This is a genomic window from Fulvimonas yonginensis (assembly GCF_037137055.1).
In the GTDB taxonomy this organism is placed as follows: domain Bacteria; phylum Pseudomonadota; class Gammaproteobacteria; order Xanthomonadales; family Rhodanobacteraceae; genus Frateuria_A; species Frateuria_A yonginensis.
The window spans coordinates 254849-273977 of sequence record NZ_JBBBNY010000002.1 but is presented as its reverse complement, the minus strand read 5'-3'; the positions used below and the strand labels follow the sequence as shown (position 1 = coordinate 273977).

At 69.9% G+C, this 19129-nt stretch carries 20 protein-coding genes; 10 read left to right on the top strand and 10 right to left on the bottom strand.

The window, feature by feature from the left end; genetic code table 11:
• Nucleotides 1–12: 12 nt before the first annotated feature.
• The 3 genes from WAT24_RS04400 to sufT all read right to left on the bottom strand — a co-directional run bounded on the left by WAT24_RS04400 (nt 13) and on the right by sufT (nt 5953).
• Nucleotides 13–2106, bottom strand: coding sequence for a protease pro-enzyme activation domain-containing protein (locus tag WAT24_RS04400; RefSeq protein ID WP_336806619.1), 2094 nt, complete (start codon nt 2104–2106; stop codon nt 13–15).
• 537 nt (nt 2107–2643) lie between these two features.
• A complete protein-coding gene (locus WAT24_RS04395) occupies nt 2644–4962 on the bottom strand; it encodes a M4 family metallopeptidase (RefSeq protein WP_336806618.1) in 2319 nt (772 codons plus the stop codon).
• Nucleotides 4963–5395: 433 nt separating this feature from the next.
• Entirely contained in the window at nt 5396–5953 is a 558-nt protein-coding gene (gene sufT, locus WAT24_RS04390; protein WP_336806617.1) for a putative Fe-S cluster assembly protein SufT, read from the bottom strand.
• 217 nt (nt 5954–6170) lie between these two features.
• Between sufT and WAT24_RS04385 the strand changes: the two genes are divergently transcribed.
• Nucleotides 6171–6593, top strand: a complete 423-nt coding sequence (locus WAT24_RS04385) for a hypothetical protein (RefSeq protein ID WP_336806616.1) — start codon at nt 6171–6173, stop codon at nt 6591–6593.
• Nucleotides 6594–6627: 34 nt separating this feature from the next.
• On the opposite strand, the gene WAT24_RS04380 is transcribed toward WAT24_RS04385, so the two are convergent.
• Together WAT24_RS04380 and WAT24_RS04375 are read right to left on the bottom strand one after the other, a co-directional pair.
• A complete protein-coding gene (locus WAT24_RS04380) occupies nt 6628–8055 on the bottom strand; it encodes an NAD(P)(+) transhydrogenase (Re/Si-specific) subunit beta (RefSeq protein WP_336806615.1) in 1428 nt (475 codons plus the stop codon).
• Complete coding sequence (locus WAT24_RS04375) at nt 8055–8354, bottom strand: NAD(P) transhydrogenase subunit alpha part 2 (RefSeq protein ID WP_336806614.1); 300 nt, start codon at nt 8352–8354, stop codon at nt 8055–8057. Before WAT24_RS04375 ends, WAT24_RS04380 begins: the two co-directional genes overlap by 1 nt.
• Before the next feature lie 138 nt (nt 8355–8492).
• On the opposite strand from WAT24_RS04375, the gene WAT24_RS04370 reads away from it, so the two are divergent.
• From WAT24_RS04370 to WAT24_RS04360, 3 genes are read left to right on the top strand one after another with little or no spacing between them, the layout of a single operon-like run.
• A complete protein-coding gene (locus WAT24_RS04370) occupies nt 8493–9077 on the top strand; it encodes an RNA polymerase sigma factor (RefSeq protein WP_336806613.1) in 585 nt (194 codons plus the stop codon).
• Nucleotides 9074–9457 (top strand): hypothetical protein, encoded by a 384-nt coding sequence (locus tag WAT24_RS04365; protein WP_336806612.1) that lies wholly within the window; start codon nt 9074–9076, stop codon nt 9455–9457. The genes WAT24_RS04370 and WAT24_RS04365 overlap by 4 nt, the downstream gene beginning before the upstream one ends.
• Before the next feature lie 3 nt (nt 9458–9460).
• Nucleotides 9461–9994: a DUF3106 domain-containing protein gene (locus WAT24_RS04360; RefSeq protein WP_336806611.1), complete on the top strand. Its 534-nt coding sequence runs from the start codon at nt 9461–9463 to the stop codon at nt 9992–9994.
• A gap of 23 nt (nt 9995–10017) precedes the next feature.
• On the opposite strand, the gene WAT24_RS04355 is transcribed toward WAT24_RS04360, so the two are convergent.
• Together WAT24_RS04355 and WAT24_RS04350 are read right to left on the bottom strand one after the other, a co-directional pair.
• Nucleotides 10018–10398: a hypothetical protein gene (locus tag WAT24_RS04355; protein ID WP_336806610.1), complete on the bottom strand. Its 381-nt coding sequence runs from the start codon at nt 10396–10398 to the stop codon at nt 10018–10020.
• A gap of 113 nt (nt 10399–10511) precedes the next feature.
• Complete coding sequence (locus tag WAT24_RS04350) at nt 10512–11612, bottom strand: NAD(P) transhydrogenase subunit alpha (protein ID WP_336806609.1); 1101 nt, start codon at nt 11610–11612, stop codon at nt 10512–10514.
• Between the two features lie 147 nt (nt 11613–11759).
• On the opposite strand from WAT24_RS04350, the gene cdd reads away from it, so the two are divergent.
• From cdd to WAT24_RS04325, 5 genes are all read left to right on the top strand, one after another.
• Nucleotides 11760–12182 carry a cytidine deaminase gene (cdd, locus tag WAT24_RS04345; RefSeq protein ID WP_336806608.1) on the top strand — a complete coding sequence of 141 codons (423 nt, stop codon included), beginning with the start codon at nt 11760–11762 and terminating at the stop codon, nt 12180–12182.
• 73 nt (nt 12183–12255) lie between these two features.
• Nucleotides 12256–12825, top strand: coding sequence for a nitroreductase family protein (locus tag WAT24_RS04340; RefSeq protein ID WP_336806607.1), 570 nt, complete (start codon nt 12256–12258; stop codon nt 12823–12825).
• Nucleotides 12813–13712: a 5'-3' exonuclease gene (locus tag WAT24_RS04335; protein ID WP_336806606.1), complete on the top strand. Its 900-nt coding sequence runs from the start codon at nt 12813–12815 to the stop codon at nt 13710–13712. Before WAT24_RS04340 ends, WAT24_RS04335 begins: the two co-directional genes overlap by 13 nt.
• A 94-nt stretch (nt 13713–13806) precedes the next feature.
• On the top strand, nt 13807–14379 hold the full coding sequence (locus WAT24_RS04330; protein ID WP_425605237.1) for an NUDIX hydrolase: 573 nt from the start codon (nt 13807–13809) through the stop codon (nt 14377–14379).
• A gap of 72 nt (nt 14380–14451) precedes the next feature.
• Nucleotides 14452–14802 carry a hypothetical protein gene (locus tag WAT24_RS04325; protein WP_336806604.1) on the top strand — a complete coding sequence of 117 codons (351 nt, stop codon included), beginning with the start codon at nt 14452–14454 and terminating at the stop codon, nt 14800–14802.
• 93 nt (nt 14803–14895) lie between these two features.
• Here WAT24_RS04325 and WAT24_RS04320 read toward each other — a convergent pair whose 3' ends face one another.
• From WAT24_RS04320 to WAT24_RS04310, 3 genes are all read right to left on the bottom strand, one after another.
• On the bottom strand, nt 14896–16977 hold the full coding sequence (locus WAT24_RS04320; protein WP_336806603.1) for a M13 family metallopeptidase: 2082 nt from the start codon (nt 16975–16977) through the stop codon (nt 14896–14898).
• A gap of 93 nt (nt 16978–17070) precedes the next feature.
• On the bottom strand, nt 17071–17535 hold the full coding sequence (locus WAT24_RS04315; protein ID WP_336806602.1) for a hypothetical protein: 465 nt from the start codon (nt 17533–17535) through the stop codon (nt 17071–17073).
• Nucleotides 17532–18113 (bottom strand): RNA polymerase sigma factor, encoded by a 582-nt coding sequence (locus tag WAT24_RS04310; protein ID WP_336806601.1) that lies wholly within the window; start codon nt 18111–18113, stop codon nt 17532–17534. The genes WAT24_RS04315 and WAT24_RS04310 overlap by 4 nt, the downstream gene beginning before the upstream one ends.
• Before the next feature lie 107 nt (nt 18114–18220).
• On the opposite strand from WAT24_RS04310, the gene WAT24_RS04305 reads away from it, so the two are divergent.
• Nucleotides 18221–18547, top strand: coding sequence for a DUF6249 domain-containing protein (locus tag WAT24_RS04305; RefSeq protein ID WP_336806600.1), 327 nt, complete (start codon nt 18221–18223; stop codon nt 18545–18547).
• Nucleotides 18548–19129 lie beyond the last annotated feature (582 nt).

Sequence of the window (19129 nt, the reverse complement as noted above, 5' to 3'; positions counted from 1 at the left end):
GGCGTTCTTGCCTTACTGCACGGTCAGGGTGACGTCGTCGAGCACGAACGAGGTCTGCAGCGAGGAGTCCTCGGTGCCGGTGAACTTCAGCACCACCGTCTGCCCGATGTAGCTGGACATGTTCGCCGTGTGCACGGCATAGCCGGAGACCTTGTTCAGGTTCGAGAACGTCGCCAGCGTGCCCAGCAGCGTGCCCGAGGTGTTGTACACCCGCACGTACAGCTTGTCGTACGCGGTCGAGGTGGTCGTCTCGGCGGTGTCGATGTGCAGGTAGTACTGCAGCGTCGCCGAGGTCTTGCCGCTCGGGATGCTCACCTGCTGCGACAGCGTGTCGGTATGGCTGCTGCCGTAGCCGTCCAGCCAGGCCTTCCACGAACCGGTATGCGCCGGCTCGCTGCTGCTGTTGTCGATCACGCCCGAGCTGGCGCTCCAGGGCGCGGCCGAGCCGGTCTCGAAGCCGGTGTTGCCGAGCAGCTGGCTGCTGCCGCCACCGCCACCGCCGCCGCCACCACCCAGGCTGCTGAGCACGTTGTTGATGATCATGCTGCCGAAGCCGGTGGTGTAGTCCCAACCTGCCGTCGCGGACTCACCGCCGTTGCTGCCCGAGGTGACGTCGTGGAAGGCGGTCGAGGGCAGCTGGTAGATCAGCGGCGCGGCAAAGCCCAGACTGGTGCCCTTGGCCGCCAGCATGCGCGCCCAGATGCCCGAGAAGATGGGTGCGGCCAGGCTGGTGCCACCGATCTGCTGGGTGCCGCCGTTGACGATGACCAGCGCACCGCTGTTCGGGTCCGCGTCGAAGGCGATGTCGGGCACGCCGCGCTTGGTGCCGGACACCACCGTGCCCTGCCAGCTCGGCTTGGCTTCGAAAGTGCTCGGGCTGCCGCCCGTGCCGTTCCACACCGTCTCGCCGGTCCAGCTGGTGCCGGAGGTGTTGAGCGTGGTGCCGCCCACCGCGACGACGTAGGGGGAACTCGCCGGATAGCTGGGGGTGATGCCGCCGTCGCCGCATTCGTCGGCGCCGGAGTCGCCGGAAGACACCGAGAAGGTCTGGCCTTGCGCGGTGGCCTGCTGGAAGGCCTGGTCATCGGCCGCGGCCGAACCATCCTGCTGCGTGTAGGTCTCGCACTCGCCCAGCGAGACGTTGATGATCTTCGCCTGGTTGTCCGACACGATGCGGTTGATGTCGGCGGTGAGGTTGGCGTTGGAGAGCGTCGGGATGTTGTAGAAGGTGATCTTGCCGACTTGGCCGCCGGCAGCGCCCACGATGTCCTGACTGTCGAGGTTCCACTCGCCCAGGCCGCTGGTATCGGAGCTGGTGCCATTGGTGTTGATGGTCTGCGTGGTGACCGTCGGCAGGCCGTTGCGCGAGGTGAAGGTGTTCAGGTCGGTGATCGTCTGGCTGATCGCGCCCTGGGTGATGATGCCGACGTTGACGCCGGCCGCGTTCTGCACTCCGGTGCCGCCGTAGATCGCCGAGAAGTCCACCGGGTTGTGGCCGGCCACCGACTGCGTGGTCAGGCCGCTCTGGCGGTACTGCACGAAGGTGTGCGGCCGATGCACGTTCTGCAGGCCGATGATCGACAGCACGCTGTCGGCCAGCGCCGCCGGCATGTGCGCGTCGGTGGTGTTCATGAAGGCGGCGCGGCCGTGCTGGTCGCGCACCTGGGCGAACTCGGTGCCGAAGGCGGCGCTGGCCACGTCGGCCGTGCCGTCGGCCGAAACCAGCAGGTGGTTCGGTGCGACCTGCACGTTGGTGAAGCCGGCGTCGCGCAGGTACTTCGCCACCGCCTCGGCCTGCGCGGCGGTCGGCGCATGGTCGGCGGCGAACTGCTGCGGGCTCATCGTGCGCTGCGCGATCAGCATGCTGGGCGAGCGCGCAGCGGCGAGGAAGCTCTGCAGCTGCGCCTGGTTGCGCAGCTTGAGCGCCACTTCGATATGCAACGGCTGCGTCGCGCTCAGCGGCCCGACGACCGCCTCACCCTGGCGCAGCTTGGGTGCGTGGGTCAGCGTCGCGACCATCGCGTTGCTGCCGGTGGCGCCCGCCCACGTGGTGACCGCCATGCCGACGGCGACCGCCAGCATCCTCAGACGAAAATGATTTGCCATGTAAATCCCCGATAGGTTTTTCAGGGCGCAAACGACCTCGATGCGGCCGTTTGGACCCCATGCGTGCCAATGCCGCAGCAATGCGGCTCCATTGAGTTACCCCCGTTCCGCCGCGCCGGACAGCCGCCAGCCGCTCCGTCGGCAGGCGTACCGCGTCGTTGTCCGGGGCTGGCGCCGCCCCCTCGCAGGCGCCAGGCGGGAACACCGGCGATTCTTCGCCGGCCAACGGAACCATAGGTTCGCGATTATCACGCGGTCAATTGGAATTAATCCAAGAAATTCATCTCGCGGTCATTAAAATCGTATTTACTTGCTGATTATCTGTGCAAATAATTGCGTGAATATCCACAGACAAATGTAAATCGCCGGAGCGGCGCACCCGCGGAGCCTTTCAGGGCACATGCAGCGCCGGAGCGGTGGCCTGCAGATACATGCCGTAGACGCAAAAACGCCCGGCACCGAAGTGCCGGGCGTCGCGAGGGCGATGCATGCACCGCCGGGAGAAGGCCGCCCGGGTGACGGCCCCCTGCCGCTCGCCTACTGCACGGTCAGGGTGACGTCGTCGAGCACGAACGAGGTCTGCAGCGAGGAGTCCTCGGTGCCGGTGAACTTCAGCACCACCGTCTGCCCGATGTAGCTGGACATGTTCGCCGTGTGCACGGCATAGCCGGAGACCTTGTTCAGGTTCGAGAACGTCGCCAGCGTGCCCAGCAGCGTGCCCGAGGTGTTGTACACCCGCACGTACAGCTTGTCGTACGCGGTCGAGGTGGTCGTCTCGGCGGTGTCGATGTGCAGGTAGTACTGCAGCGTCGCCGAGGTCTTGCCGCTCGGGATGCTCACCTGCTGCGACAGCGTGTCGGTATGGCTGCTGCCGTAGCCGTCCAGCCAGGCCTTCCACGAACCGGTATGCGCCGGCTCGCTGCTGCTGTTGTCGATCACGCCCGAGCTGGCGCTCCAGGGCGCGGCCGAGCCGGTCTCGAAGCCGGTGTTGCCGAGCAGCTGGCTGCTGCCGCCACCGCCACCGCCGCCGGTGCTGAAGGACGCCTTCACGGTCACGCCGGAGTACGAGGAGTAACCGTGCACCTTGATGTAGTAGGTGCCGGCCTGCGGCGCGGACACCGAGCAGCTTTCATTGTTGCCGGTGAGGTAGGGGCGGCAATCGTAGCTGCTGGTGGTCGGGGCCGAGCCGAACTTGGTGTAGAGGTCGGCATCGCCGGTGCCGCCGGAGATCGACATCACCAGGTTGGTGGCGCCGGCCGGCACCTGGATGGTGAAGTCGTTGTCCGCGCCCGCCGCGCCGGACACGCCGCTCACCGGCACGCCGTTCTGCAGCGCGGTCGTGCCGCCGCCACCGCCACCGCCGCCACTCGGGCAGGTCACGCCCACCTGGGTGAAGGCGGCCGCGACGTCGGCAGCGCTGTAGCCGAGATCGGTGGCCGCCGACTCCACCCCACAGGCGCCGGAGTTGAAGGTTTCGGTGGCCGTCCAGTAGGACTTGTTGGCCAGCGCGAACACCTGGAACGCCTTCTTGGTGTCCCAGCCGGTGGTCTTGGCGAGCAGGCAGAACGCCTTGTTGTAAACGCCCGAGGAGTAGTGCACGTCCAGGCCGTTGTAGTACTGGGACGCGTTGTCGATCGAGCCGCCGTCCTGCGGCGGGTTGCACATGTAGCGCAGCGCGCCGCTGGCCTTGAAGATCTCCTGGCCGACCAGGAAGTCGTTGCTGCCGCGGTCATAGAACTCGGCCGCCTCGCCGGCGATGTCCGAGTACGCCTCGTTCATGCCGCCCGACTGGCCGCTGTACTCCAGGTTGGAGTTCTGTTCGGTGTAGCCGTGGCTGATCTCGTGGCTGGTCACGTCCAGCGAGACCAGCGGATAGAACGTGCTGGCACCGTCGCCGAAATACATCGCCGAGCCGTTCCAGAACGCGTTCTCGTACTGGCTCTTGTAGTGCACGTTCATGACCAGCTGCATGTTCAGCGGCGGCGCGCCGGTGTAGGCCTGGTACATGTCGTGCACGACACCGCCGAAGTGGTGCGCGTCGTTGACCGGCGAATACGCGCCGTTGATGGCGTCGGTATCGCTGGTGGGACAGGTGAAGCTGACCAGCGTGCCCGGGCCGGTGCCCTGGTGCAGGTTGTTGGTCTTGACGTTGGCGTTCTGCAGGTAGCAGGTGCTGCCCGACTGGGTAACGTCCAGCGCCGCGTAGTCGGTGCCGTAGTAGTACCTGCCGGTCTTCTGGTTGCCGCCCGGGCCGTTGGCGGTGGCGTCGGTCAGGCCATCCCAGCTCTTGATCACGGCGCCGCTGTTGGCGTCGATGATCGCGGTCGGGCGGCTCGGATGGTCGCCGCCGACGAAATAGGACGTGCGGTACACCAGACGCGGTGAACCGTTGTCCTGCGGGTAGACGAACAGATCCGCCTTCTGGTTGCTGACCGGCGCATTCGCCAGCAGCGTGTGCGCGTGCGACTTGAGCGCGTCGATCGCCTGCGCCGCGCTCAGGCGCGGGGTCACCGACAACGGCGCGGCCAGGTTGGCCGGCAGCTTCATGACGTCGCCGGTGGCATGCAGCACGTTGCCTTGCGCGTCCTGGACCACGGCGATGCTGCGGCCGTAGACCGGTACCCCGCGGTACATCTGCTGCTGGCGCACCACCTGCCGCCCATTGGGCAGGTGCGCCGTGCTGCGTGCGGACAGCGACATGTCGGCACCCAGGTTCAGGCGCTGCGCGAGACTGCCGGCCGGCACCGCGCCGAGGTTCTGGACATGCACGTGCTCGGTGTTGGCGGCGACCGCGACCGACGCGGTCGCCATGCCGATCGCCGCTGCCAGAAGTTTGAGACGGATAGTGCTGGGCATTTCGGTACTCCCTGATTCGTGGGGACGAACGACCCTGATGCGGTCGCGCGGACCCCATGCGTAACGTTGCCGTGCAGGCACGGCGCCAGTGGCTTGCCTAGCGGTCCTGGCTGCATACCGACACGCGCTGCTTCTCCCCCTTTTCGTCCCTGAGAGGGCAGTACGCGGGCTCATCATGCGAGTGCGGCGCGGGACTCCCCTGGCGCCGCCGCAGGACCATCCGTCAACCTCCCCGCCAACGGATTCGTCGACGATAAGAAAGAAGTTGCGAGGGGGTCAAGGGTGAAAATTTCCTAGGCATCGGATGTGTGATCGTGCGTGTTACGCGCGCGCGAAAACCGCGTCACGGCAACGCGCGACGACGCGCGCGCGCCGCGCAACGGCGCACGGGTTCGTCAGGGAGGGAGAAGGTTGCGCCGCGCGGAGCGCGCGATCAGAGCATGCCGGTTTCGAGCTTCGCCGCGTCCGACATCATCGAATGGTTCCACGGCGGATCGAACACGAGATCCACGTCGGCTTCGGCGACGGTCGGGATCAGCTCCAGCTTGGTGCGCACGTCGTCCACGAGAATGTCGCCCATGCCGCACCCGGGCGCGGTCAGAGTCATCTTGACGTAGACCTTGCGGTTGCCCTGGCCGGCCGGCTCGATCGCGACGTCGTACACGAGCCCCAGCTCGACCACGTTGATCGGGATCTCCGGATCGAACACCGTGCGCAGTTGCTGCCAGACGAGCTTTTCCACGTCCTCGTCGCTGGCGTCGGCAGCCAGCTCGATCGGCGGTGGCGGCTCCTTGCCCAGCGCGTCGGCGTCTTTTCCTGCGACGCGGAACAGGTTCCCTTCGACGTACACGGTGAAGCTGCCACCCAGGGCCTGGGTGATGTAGCCGATCTGCCCGGCCGGCAGCATGACGGTCTCGCCCTGGGGCACCATCACCGCTTCGCAGTCGCGCTCCAGGGTGAAGGGTTCGCTGCTCAGACTGAAACCGCTCATGCCGATCCTGCCGCTGTCGTCGAGGCCGCGGCGAGCCGCGGGGGGAACGCTCTATTATGCCGCGCCGCGGCATGCCCCGCCGGTCAAGATCAGGCCCGCGTGGCCGATTCTCAAGGAACGGTGCGCGCCGTCCCAGCGGACGCGGCCGGTTATCATGTCGGTTTCGTTCGCCCAGGAAGCGCATGAGTCCCGATCACCTGCCTTGCGGTCGCCGCCCGTGCGCCTGATCTCCCCGCTGTTCGCCGCCTTCAGTACGGCCATGCTCGGCCTGGCCGCCGGGGCCGTGTGGATGCTGCCCACGATGGCGCTGCAACGGCCGCTGCCCGCGCTGGCGCTGCCGGCCGGCTGGCTGCTGGGGCTGGCCGTGCGCGCGTGGATCCGTTCTCCCGGCCGCCTGGCCGCCGCACTCGCCGCCGGCGCCACCGTGCTTGCGGGGGTCTACGTGGCGATGCTCACCGCCGCCGTGCGCGTGGCCGGAACACTCGGCATCGGCCTGCTGGATGCCATGCGCGAGGCAGGTCCCATGATGCTGCTCGCGCTGGCGCGGCTGGCGCTGCGCCCGGCCGACATCGGCTTCGCGTTCGCCGGGGCGCTGCTGGCGGCGTGGATCGCCTGGCGGCAGCCTCGCCCGCAGTCGTGAGCGCTGGACGCTCGATCTGACCGCACCGCCCCGCTCAGGCATCCAGCGCCTTGAGCGCCGCCACCAGTTCCGCCGCCACCGCCTGCCCATCGCCGTAGAGCATGCGCGCGTTGTCCGCATAGAACAGCGCGTTCTCGATGCCGGCGAAGCCGGTACCCTTGCCGCGCTTGACCACGACGACGTGCCTGGCCGCCGCCACGTCGAGGATGGGCATGCCGTAGATCGGCGAGGCCGGATCCGTCTTGGCCACCGGATTGACCACGTCGTTGGCGCCGATCACCAGCGCCACGTCGGTGCCGGGGAACTCCGGGTTGATCTCGTCCATGTCCGCGATCAGGTCGTACGGCACGCCCGCCTCGGCGAGCAGCACGTTCATGTGGCCCGGCATGCGGCCGGCGACCGGATGGATCGCGAAGCGCACCTTCACGCCACGGTCGATCAGCAACCGCGCGAACTCCCACACCTTGTGCTGCGCCTGCGCCACCGCCATGCCGTAGCCGGGCACGATCACCACCCGCTCGGCGTAGGCCATCATTACCGCCGCATCGGAGGCCTCGATCGGCTTCTGTGCGCCGCCGATCCCCTGCGTGCCGCCGCCGGCACCCCCGAAACTGCCGAACAGCACGTTGCCCAGCGAGCGGTTCATCGCCTTCGCCATCAGCTGGGTCAGCAGGGTGCCCGCCGCGCCCACCACCGTGCCGGCGATGATCATCGCCTCGTTGCCCAGCACGAAGCCCTCGAAGGCCACCGCCAGGCCAGTGAAGGCGTTGTACAGCGAGATCACCACCGGCATGTCGGCGCCGCCGATCGGCAGCGTCATCATCAGCCCGAACAGCAGCGCCAGCGCGAAGAACCCGGCGATCAGCCCCGGCGCCAGCAGGCCCGACGCCAGCGCCACGCCGGCCGCCACCGCGAGCGCGAACACCAGCAGGTTGAGCGCGCGCTGGCCGCGGAACACGAAGCGCCGGTCCAGCCAGCCCTGCAGCTTGGCGAAGGCGACCAGCGAGCCGGAGAAGCTCACCGCGCCGATCAGCGCCCCCAGCACGGCCAGCGCGAGCTGCGTGGTCCCGGGTGCCTGGCCGTCGGCGGTGAACCGGCCGCCGTCGAGCAGCGTGATCGCCGTGCCGACGTAGCCCACCAGTTCGGCGCCACCGATCGCCGCTGCCGCGCCGCCGCCCATGCCGTTGTAGAGCGCCACCATCTGCGGCATCGCGGTCATCGCCACGCGCCGGCCGGACCACCACGCCACCGCGGTGCCCAGCAGTACCGCCGCGAGCATCGGGCCCCGATGCGCGAGCCCCGGCAGCGCGAAGGTCGCCGCCACCGCGAGCGCCATGCCCACGCCGGCCCAGACGATGCCGCCGCGGGCCGTACGCGGCGAACTCATGCGCTTGAGTCCGAGGATGAACAGCAGTGCGGCGAGGAAATAGCAGGCCTTGATCGCCCCGGGCAGCCAGGCCATCAGCGCGCCTCCCCGCCCGGACGGCTGGACTTGAACATCTCCAGCATCCGCTCGGTGACCACGTAGCCGCCCGCCGCGTTGCCGGCGCCCAGCAGCACCCCGGCGAAGCCGATGCCGATCTCCAGCGGCGTCTGCGCATGGCCCAGCGCGATCATGGCCCCCACCAGCACGATGCCGTGAACGAAGTTGGAACCGGACATCAGCGGCGTGTGCAGGATCACCGGCACCCGCGCGATGATCTCGTAGCCGGTAAAGGCCGCCAGCATGAACACGTACAGCGCCAGGAACCCGTCGAGCATGACCCCATCCCCTGTTCGCGCGCCCGTTCGACGGAACCCATCATACGGGCGGGCGTCAACCCGTGCGAGCCTGCCGCGTTGATGCATCCGATCGACCCCCGACCGGGCCTGCCTGCCGATGACGCGGATCTCGACCCCATGAACAGCCTAGCCGGCACCCTCGACAGCGAGCTGCTGGCGACGGACGCGCGCGCCGTGCCGGCCACGCTGGACGCGTTCCTGGCCGACGTGGAACGGCGCGCGTTCCGCCTGGCCGAACTGCAGCTGGGACACCGCGAGGACGCGCTCGACGCGGTGCAGGACGCCATGCTGCGGCTGGTCAAGCACTACGGCGACAAGCCCGCGCAGGAATGGACGCCGCTGTTCTGGGGCATCCTGCGCCGGCGCATCGTCGACCTGCAGCGGCGGCGCAAGGTGCGCTCGATCGTGGTCGGCTGGCTCGGCGGCCGCGACGACGAGGGCGAGGAATTGCCTGCCTGGGAGCCCGCCGACAACGCGCCCGGCCCGCTGCAGCGGCTGCAGGACAGCAAGGCCTGGAACGACATCTCCGCGGCCGTGCGGAACCTGCCGCAACGGCAGCGCGAAGCGTTCCTGCTGCGCATGCTCGAAGGCCTGGACGTGGCCGACACGGCCAAGGCCATGGGCTGCTCCGAAGGCAGCGTGAAAACCCACCTGTCGCGTGCCATGCATCATCTGCGCGACCAACTGGAGGACTGGCGATGACGCCCGATCCCGACAAGCTCGCCCGCCGCGCCCGCGCGCTGTACCAGGAGGCGAGCCGGCAACTTGATCCGGCCACCGCCGAGCGGCTGCGCGCGGCGCGCCGGGCCGCGCTGGCCGCGCGCCATACCGCGCCGCTGCGCCTTCCCTCGCGCCTGCTGCTGCCCGCCGGGGCGTTCGCGGTGCTCGCGCTGGCCATGCTGATGATCTGGCAACCGCTGCGGCACGCGCCGTCCGCGCCGCAACGCGCCATGCAGGCCCCGGCGCTCGACGCCGACACCGACCTGCCGCCGGACGCCGACAGCGCCGATCCGCAGCTGTACCAGAACCTCGATTTCTACGGCTGGCTGGCGGCCAACGACCGCACCGCCGCACGGCACTGACCGATGATCCGACCCGTTACCGCATGCCTGCTTCTCGCCCTGGCCGGCCTCGCGCCGCTGCACGCGCAGCACGCGCCACCGCCGCCGGGCGCGGCATCCGCACCGCCACCGCCGCGCCCCTGGCGCAGCCTGGACCCGGCCCAGCGCGACGTGCTGGCGCCGCTGCGCGACCGCTGGGACCGCCTGCCGCCGCGCAAGCAGCAGCACATGCTGCAGCGCGCCGAGCGCTGGGTCACCCTGCCGCCCGACCGGCGTGAGGAAATCCGCCAGCGCATCGCGCGCTGGCAGCAGATGACGCCGGAAGAGCGTGAGCGCGCGCGGGAGAACATGCGCAAGTTCCACCGCCTGCCGCCCGACCAGCGCGAACGCCTGCACGAGGCCTACGAGCGCTTCCAGCACATGCCGCCGGACCAGCGCGAACGGCTGCTGCGCCAGTGGCACGCGCAGTCCATCGAACAGCGCCTGCAGGAGCTCGATCGCCCGCCGCCCGGCTCGTCCCCGGGGCCGCCGCACGGCCCGCCACCGCCTTCGCACTGAGCGGGTGCGGGCAGGATGCCTCGCTAACCCAGCCACTCGGCCAGGACGTCGTCCGAGTGGAAACCCAGCGCGATCAGCGCGTCCTCGGCGCGGCCGCAGGCCAGGAAGAACTCGCCGGCCCGCGGCAGGAAGCCCAGCCATTGCCTGCCCTCGCGGGCCACGGCGAAAGCCGGCTGCCGCTCGAGCAGCCACAGCAGTCCATGGTCGAAGGTCTGCGCGACGACCTTCACCGGCACCGGTTCGATCAGCGCCTCGAGCAACCGTTCGGCCTGCATGCGCAGGTAGCTCTCGCGATCGTCCGTGCCCAGCGTGGGCGTGGCCGACCCGCGGGCGAGCGATGCGCGGATCGCCGCCAGCGCATCCTCGCGCGTGACCGGCGCCTCGCGGTCAAGCGCCGCCGGCATGCATCCGCTCCCTCGCCCCTGCCCGCCTGCCTGTCATGTTCCCGGTTCCCAGGGTAAACGCGCCGAAGATAACCCGGTGGGCGGGCCGGACGCGAACGCCCGCGCCCCCGCCATCAGCTGTGGAAGTGCGGCTCGCCGCCGCGGCTCACGCAGGTGCGCTCGACCAGTTCGTCGCGGAAGTCCGGTTCCAGCGTTCCGTCCTTCAGCATGGGCTCGATGAAGTTGTAGACGTTGCGCGCGTACATCTCCGAGGCGTGCTGCGGCGCGCCGGCAGGGAGGTTCAGCGGACCCAGGACCACGACCCCCGCATGCTCGACGCGCTCCCCGGGCCGGGTCAGTTCGCAGTTGCCGCCGCTCTCGGCGGCGAGGTCGACGATCAACGCGCCGGGTTTCATGCCTTCGACCATGGCGGCGGACAGGATCTTCGGCGCCGGGCGGCCGGGCACCGCCGCAGTGGTCACGATCACGTCCACCGTCTTCAGGTGCTCGGCCAGCGCCCGCTGCTGCGCATCGCGCTCCTGCGCCGAAAGCTCGCGGGCGTAGCCGCCGCTGCCGGCCGCGCTGACCCCCAGGTCGAGGAACCGGGCACCCAACGACTGCACCTGTTCGCGCGTCTCCGGCCGCACGTCGTAGCCCTCGGTCTGCGCGCCGAGCCGGCGCGCGGTCGCGATCGCCTGCAGTCCGGCCACGCCGGCGCCGATCACCAGCACGCGCGAGGGCCGGATGGTGCCGGCCGCGGTGGTCAGCATGGGAAAGAACTTCGGGCAGGCTTCGGCCGCGATCAGCATGGCGCGGTAACCGGCCACCGCGGCCTGGGAACTCAGCACGTCCATCGCCTGCGCGCGCGTGGTGCGCGGCAGCAGTTCCAGCGCGAAGGCGGTGAGCTTGCGCTTGCCCAGGGCGACGATGCGCGCCGCCGCGCCGTGCGGCCGCAGTTGGCCGACCACCGTTGCGCCCTCGCGCAACTGGGCCAGCGCCGCCTCGTCCGGCGGCAACACGCAGGCGAGCAGGTCGGCCTGCGCGAGCACCTGCGAGGCCGGCGCGAACTCCGCACCGGCGTAGGCCCGGTCGGGGAATCCGGCGGCCACGCCGGCGCCGTGCTCCAGCAGCACGCGTACGCCGTGGCCGGCGAGCTTCTTCGCCACTTCCGGCGTGATTGCCACCCGCCGCTCGCCGGCGGCCACCTCGCGCAATGCGCCCACAGTTGTCGGCATACGGCTCCCCCGTGGCCCGGCGCACATCCTAGCCCAGTCGGCACAGGCCGGCGGAGCCCGCTTGACCGGCGCCGCGCCGCCCGCAGTAGACTGGCCCACCGGCAGCGCCGTGCTCCGGCGCGCACGGGGTCTTTGAAGGAGATCCCGATGTCCACACCGTTACCGCTTCCCGCCAACGACCCGCTGCTGCAGCTGGCCCGCAAGGCGCGCGAGCAGGCCTACGCGCCGTATTCGAACTTCCGCGTCGGCGCCGCCCTGCTGACCCGCGATGGCCGCCGCTTCACCGGCTGCAACGTCGAGAACGCCGCCTACGGCCTGTGCAACTGCGCCGAGCGGACCGCCCTGTTCGCGGCCGTGGCAGCAGGCTGCCGGCCGGGCGACTTCGCCACGCTGGCGGTCACCGCGGACACACCCGGCCCGGTCAGCCCCTGCGGCGCCTGTCGCCAGGTGATGGCCGAACTGTGCGACGAGGACATGCCGGTGCTGCTGGGCAACCTCGCCGGCGCGGTGCAGGAAACCACGGTCGGCGCCCTCCTGCCCGGTTCGTTCCGCCTGCCCGCCGCCACCTGAAAAGCAGCCGGCTCGCCGGCGCGCCGCTCCCGGGACGGTTATCATCGACGACCTGTCCGCTTCCGCTGCCTTCATGCCCGCTCCGCTCGATCTGCTCCTCCAGCGCCATTCGATCCCGTCGCGCCAGCTCGGTGCGCCGGGCCCCGAGGGCGCCGAGCTGCACGCGCTGATCGAGGCGGCGGTGCGGGTGCCGGACCACGGCAAGCTGGTGCCGTTCCGGTTGATCGAGCTGCGCGGCGAGGCCAAGCGGGTGTTCGGCGAACGGCTGGCGGCGCGGGCACTGGCACGCGATCCGGAGCTCTCCGACGCCAAGCGCGAGAAGGAACGCACCCGCTACGACTTCGCGCCGCTGGTGCTGGTGGTGATCGCGCGAACCACCGAGGGCAGCAAGGTGCCGCCGATCGAGCAGCAGATCGCCGCCGGCTGCGTCGCGTACAACCTGCTGCTCGGCGCGCACGCGCTCGGCTACGGCGGGCAATGGCTGACCGGCTGGGCGGCGTACGACGCGGAGGTGGCGGCGCTGCTGCGGCTGGCGCCGAACGAGCGGGTGGTCGGCTTCGTGCACATCGGCACGCCGCAGATCGAGGTGCCGGACCGCGAACGCCCGCGCGTGGAGGACGTGCTCAGCCCATGGACGCCGTGAGCGCCGGCGCCGTCCACCTGGTCGACGGCAGCCTGTACGTATTCCGCGCCTGGCACTCGATGCCGGACCAGTTCCACGACGCCGACGGCCACCCGGTCAACGCGGTGCACGGCTTCACCCGTTTCCTGTGCGAGCTGCTGGAAAAGAGCCGCGCCGAGCACGTGGCGGTGGCGTTCGACGCCTCGCTCAACAGTTCCTTCCGCAACGCCATCTACCCCGCCTACAAGGCCAACCGCGAGCTGCCGCCGCCGGAACTGGAGCGCCAGTTCGTGCTGTGCCGGGCGATCACCGAGGCGCTCGGCGTCAGCGTGCTGATCGACCACAGCTACGAGGCCGACGACCTGATCGGCAGCACGCTGTGGAGCCTGCGCGGCCACGGCCTGGCCAGCGTCATCGTCTCGGCGGACAAGGACTTCGGCCAGCTGCTGGGTGAGCGCGACGAGCAGTGGGATTTCGCCCGCAACCAGCGCTGGGGCCCGGCCGGCGTGCACGACAAGCTCGGCGTGCACCCGCACCAGGTGGCCGACTACCTGGCGCTGTGCGGCGACGCCGTGGACAACATCCCGGGCGTGCCCGGCATCGGCGCCAAGACGGCGGCTGCCCTGCTCGCCCATTTCGGCAGCCTGGATGCACTGCTGGAGCGGGTGGACGAGGTGCCCTTCCTGCGCCTGCGCGGCGCCGCCGCCTGCGCCGCGAGGCTGCGCGAGCACGCGGAGCGGGCGCTGCTGTACCGGCGGCTCACCCGCATCGCGCTCGATGCGCCGGTGGCGCCCACCGCCGATGCGTTGCGACGCCGCGGGCGCGGCGACGGGCTGGAGGCACTCTGCGATCGGTTGCGGTTCGGCCCGCTGACGCGCAGCCGTTTGCGGGCGCTGGCGGAGGGTTGATCCGGCCCCGGGGCAGGCGCGACACGCCCACGCGGCTACGGCGGTTGAGTCCGGCGATCGCCCGCGGCACCATGCCCGGATGAACCCTGACGCCATGTCCCTCCCCCCCGACGCCCGCGCCCCGGTCGAGACCCTCTACGAAGGCCGCTGGCTGAGCCTGCGCCGGCGTGGCCGCTGGGAGTTCGCCGAACGCAACAACCCGGGCGGCGCGGTGATCATCGTGGCGGTCACGCCGGAGGACCGCGTGCTGTTCGTCGAGCAGTACCGCGTCTCCATCCTCAAGAACACCATCGAGATGCCGGCCGGGCTGGTGGGCGACCTGGCCGACCAGCCCGAGGAAAGCGTGCTGAACGCCGCCGCGCGGGAGCTGGAGGAAGAAACCGGCTACCGCTGCGGCCGCGTGGAGTTCATCCACGAAGGCCCCTCCTCGTCTGGCATGAGCACCGAGATGATCGCCTTCGTGCGCGCCTGGGATCTGGTCCGGGTCGGTGCCGGCGGCGGCGACGAGACCGAGAACATCCTGGTGCACGAGGTCCCGCGCCGCGAGGCCGGCGCCTGGCTGTTCGCGCGGGCGGCCGAGGGTTATTCGATCGATCCGAAGCTGTTCGCGGGGCTGTGGTTCCTGGAACACGCCCGCGAGGCGCGCGCCGTCGCCGTGCAGGGCTAAAGATTTCCCGGCCGTGGCCGATTCCTAGGTCGTCACCTCCTGTCGACGCCCCTAGCCGCAACGGAATCCGCCATGAAGATCCTGCTCGCCTCCGCCCTGTTCCTCGCCGTCCCCATGGCCGCCCACGCCGCCTGCTCGCCGACCGACTTCACCGTACAGGATTTCAAGATCAGCGCTGCCTCCGGGCGCCTGAGCCTGAAGGGCCAGCTGGTGAACCACTGCGCCGAGGCCGCTGCCGCCCAGATCGCCATCGAGGCTAAGGACGCCAGCGGCAAGGTGCTGGTGAGCAAGAAGGGCTGGCCGGCCGGCACCGCCAACATCGCCCCGGGCCAGTCGGTCGACTTCGACCTCGGCCGCCTGTTCCGCTACTCCTCGGACATGCAGAGCTTCACCGCCGGTGTGGCGGACGTGCGTACCTGGTAAGCGCTTCGGACCGGACGCGCGGCAAAAAGGCCCCGGACGGGGCCTTTTTGCTGTCCGGCGAGCGCTCGGGCGGCCCCGGGGGGCCGCCGCGGCTTACCAGATCTTCACCCGCTGCTGCGGGTCCAGGTAGAGCTTCTGGCCCGGCTTCGGGTCGAACGCCTGGTACCAGGCATCGATGTTGCGCACGGTCTGGGCACGGAAGCGCCCCGGCGCGTGCCCGTCGGTGATCACCTGCTGGCGCAGCGCCGCCGGGCGGGTCTTGGTGCGCCAGGACTGCGCATAGGCCAGGAAGAAGCGCTGGTCGCCGCTCGGGCCGTCGATCACCGGCGCCGGCTTGCCGCCCAGCGACTTGTGGTAGGCGATCCAGGCGATGGTCAGGCCCGAGACGTCGGCAATGTTCTCGCCCAGCGTCTGCTGGCCGTTGATGTGCAGCCCGGGCAGCGGTTCGTAGGCGTCGTACTGCGCCACCAGCTTCTGCCCGGCGGCCTTGAAGTGCGCCTCGTCCTCCAGCGTCCACCAGTTCGCCAGCCGGCCCTGCGCGTCGAATTCGGCGCCGGTGTTGTCGAAGCTGTGGCTGATCTCGTGGCCGATCACCGCGCCGATGGAGCCGTAGTTGGCGGCCGGATCGGCACCCGGACTGAAGAACGGCGCCTCGAGGATCGCCGCCGGGAAATTCAGCGCGTTCTGCAGCGGCAGGTTCACCGCGTTCACCGTCTGCGGAGTCATCCACCATTCGCCGCGGTCGACCGGCCGGCCCAGCTTGGCCAGCTGGTGGCGGTATTCGTAGGCCACCGCGCGCAGGTGGTTGCCCAGCGCGTCGTCCGGGCGGATCTCGAGCGCGCCGTAGTCGCGCCAGGTTTCCGGATAGCCCACGCCCACCTTGAGCGACTCGATCTTGGCCTTCGCCTTCCGCTTGGTGGCCGGGGTCATCCAGTCCAGCGAATCGACCCGCTCGTCGAACGCGGCCAGGATGTTCTTGACCATCTGCTGCACTTCCGCCTTGGACGAGGCGGGGAAGTACTTCCTGACGTAGATCTGGCCGACCGCGTCGCCGAGGTCATTGTTGACCGCGCTGATGGCGCGCTTCCATCGGTCGCGCTGCTTCGGCGTCCCGGTCAGCGTGTGGCCGTAGAACTCGAAGCTGGCGTCGGCATAGGCCTTGGGCAGCAGGCCGGCGCTCTCGTTGATGGTGTGGAAGGTGAGGTAGTCCTTCCAGGTCTGAAGCGGTTCGCTGGCGACCAGTGCGGACAGGCCGCGGATCGCCTCCGGCTGCCAGGCGTCGACCACCTTCTGGCCGGACAGGCCGGCGGCCTGGAAGAACGCATCCCAGTCGATGCCCGGCGCCCTGCTCGCGTAGTCGCCGATCGGCCAGGGGTTGTTGGCCTTGTGCACGTCCTCGCTATCGACCAGGCTCTCCTGCGCCTTGGCGATCTTCATTTCCAGCCCGAAGATCGCGCGCGCCTTGGCCTGCGCGTCGGCGACGCCCGCGCGCTGGAGGGTGGCGGCGACGTAGGCCTGGTACTTGTCGCGGAAGCCGGCCATCTCCTTGTCGTTCTGCAGGTAGTAGTCGCGGTTGGGCATGCCCAGGCCGCCCTGCAGCAGATAGGCCATGTTGTGCTCGGGATCCTCCAGACCCTGCGTGACGAACACGCCGAACAGGTGCTCGGTATCCCAGTTGGTGGCGTTGATCGGATCGACGTCGGCGCGCACCTGGCCGCCGAGCACGCGCGAGAGGTCGGTACGGCTGCGGATCGCGGCGATCTTGTCCAGCTCGGGCTTGAGCGGCGACAGGCCGGCCTTCTCGATCGCGGCCTCGTTCATGAAGGCGGCGTAGTAGTCCGCGATCTTGCGCTCGTTGCTGCCGGCGGCCGGATGGCCGGCGCCAGCCTCGCGGATGATCTGCGCATTGCGCTTCTCGGCCTTCTGGAAGACCTGCAGGAAGATGCCCGTGCTGGCGCGGTCGGCGGGGATCACCACGTTCCTGCGCCAGGTGCCGTTGGCATAGGCGTCGAAGTCGTCGCCCGGTTGTACCGAACGGTCCATGCCGGCCAGGTCCACGCCCGCCGCAGGGCCGGCCGGTGCCTTGGCCTGCTGCATCGCCGCCGCAAAGGCGCTCGCGCTCACCGCCGAACCGCAGACCAGCGCGGCCGCCACCATCCATCGCATCGCTTGCATGTCATTCCCTCCGCCGAGAAACAGGCGCTCACGATAGCGGCGAAATGCCAACGGCGCGTGCATGACCTCTGGGCTAGCCGGCTGCGGGCCCGTTCAGCCGAGGAGGTTGCGCCACCACCAGCGGTCGTACAGCCGGGACAGACCCAGGCATGCCGCCAGCGCCCACAGCCACGGTCTGGCCAGCAGGCCGGCGACGGCGCCCCCGTCGAACGAGGGCAGCCAGGCGCCGGCGTAGGCCATCAGCGCGCCGGATCCGGTCGCGGCGAACACGAGCACGAGCAGCAGCTGCAGGTTGCGTTCGAAGCGTGCGTCCGCCGAGCGCCTGGCGGCGGCCGCACGTTCGGCCCGCTGCGCCGTGCACCACGCGAAATCCGCCGGCAGCTCCTCCTGCGGCGGCTGCGCCAGCACGCGTGCCATCAACCGGTAACTGCGCAACCGCGGCTCGCCGGCCACCGGGGGCAGCCCGGCGCGTTCCTCGGCCAGTGCGCGTTCCTGCGCGGCCCACTCGAGCGGGTCGAACTCGCCAGCGGTATCGGGAAGACGGGGTTCGCGGTTCATACGGCAACTCCCAGCCGGCCTTCGAGTATCTCGCGAAGGCGCAGGCGTGCGCGGAACAGATGGCTCTTGATGGTGCCGGTGGCCAGCCCGGTGATCGTGGCGATCTCGGGGATGCTGGCCTCTTCCAGATGGTAGAGCGTGAGCACGGCGCGCTGCACCGGCGGCAGCGCGTCGATCGCCGCATGCAGGCGGTGCGCCACCTGCGCGTCGCCGAAGGTCTCTTCCAGGTCGAACCCGTCGCCGAGGTTCTCCAGCAGCGACGGCCCGTCGCCGGTTTCCGCCTCGGCCAGCGGGATGCGCTTGCGCTGCAGGTGGCGCAGCGCGATCGAATAGGCCACCTGCGCGATCCAGGATTTCAGCGCGCTCTCCTGCCGGTACTGGTGCAGGCACTGGTGCACGCGCAGGAAGGTCTCCTGGCACAGCTCCCGCGCATCCTCCGGGTCGCGCACCATGCGGTAGACGATGTGCCAGCACAGGCCCTGATAGGTGTGGACCAGGCGCTCGAACGCCCCCGGCGTACCGCCGAGCACGGCGTCGACCAGATCGCGGTCCGGATTGGGCGGGCTGCAGGCATCCATCGTTCCTGGGATACGCGTCCGGGCGAAACGGTTGCAAGTGCCCCCGAATGCAACCGCCGGTCCCCTGCCCGTCTCTCATGGGGCGAACCCACCCACCCGGAGTCGCCATGAATCTCGAGATCCTCATCCCGATCACCCTCTTCGTCTGCATCACCTACGCCATCAAGGTCGTCGTGGACGCACGCGTGCGCCGGCAGATGGTCGCCGTCGGCGGCTCAGAGGAATTGGTGCGGTCGGTCCTGCAGAGCGAAGAGCTGCGCCGGCGGCACTCCTCGCTGCACTGGGGTGTGGTGCTGGTCGCGCTCGGCGCCGGCTTCGGGCTGATCCAGGCCTTCGGCTGGCAGGACCTGACGCCCGGCCTGGTGGCCGTGCTGGCGATCGCGACCGGCCTGGGCAACCTGGTGTTCTACGCGATCGCGCGGCGCCTGGGCTGAGTCTCGCCCTCGCCGCTCCCTGCCTGCCCAGCTGGCCGACTCGGCCCTGGCGCTGGCCGAGCCTTGCCCTGGCTGGCCTCACCCTGGCCGATTGCGCCGTCCCTCCTCCGGGGAGAGGCGAGGGGCGGGTGCTCGCGACAGTGGTGGTTCGTGCGCTCACGCGCGGCGGCCTTTCACGGCCTCCCTGGCCGGCTCGCCCATGGACCCGTTGCCCGCCTCGTGCCGGTAGAGCGGGCTTGCTCGCGATGCTCTTTTCTTTGTGCTTCGCAGGAGGCTTGGCGCGTTTGCAAGAGGCCTGCTTGCAGGGGTGTGTCGTTCTCCCGTGGCCTTGCCGCGAGCGGGCTCGCCTGCGGTGGGCTTCCGCTGCCCTGCCGGCCAGCGGGTCACTTCTCCTTGCGGGCCCAGAGAAGTCACCAAGAGAAATGGCCTGGGGCAACTCGGGACAAGAGCTAGGTCCCGCTGCGCCTTGCCGGGCGAGGCGGTCGCTTCCAGAGGAGCTACAGCCGCTACTCCGCGAGCGCTCGATGACCGAGGCGATGGACCGGCTCGCTGCGCCTCGCCCACCCTCAGCCTCCACGCGGC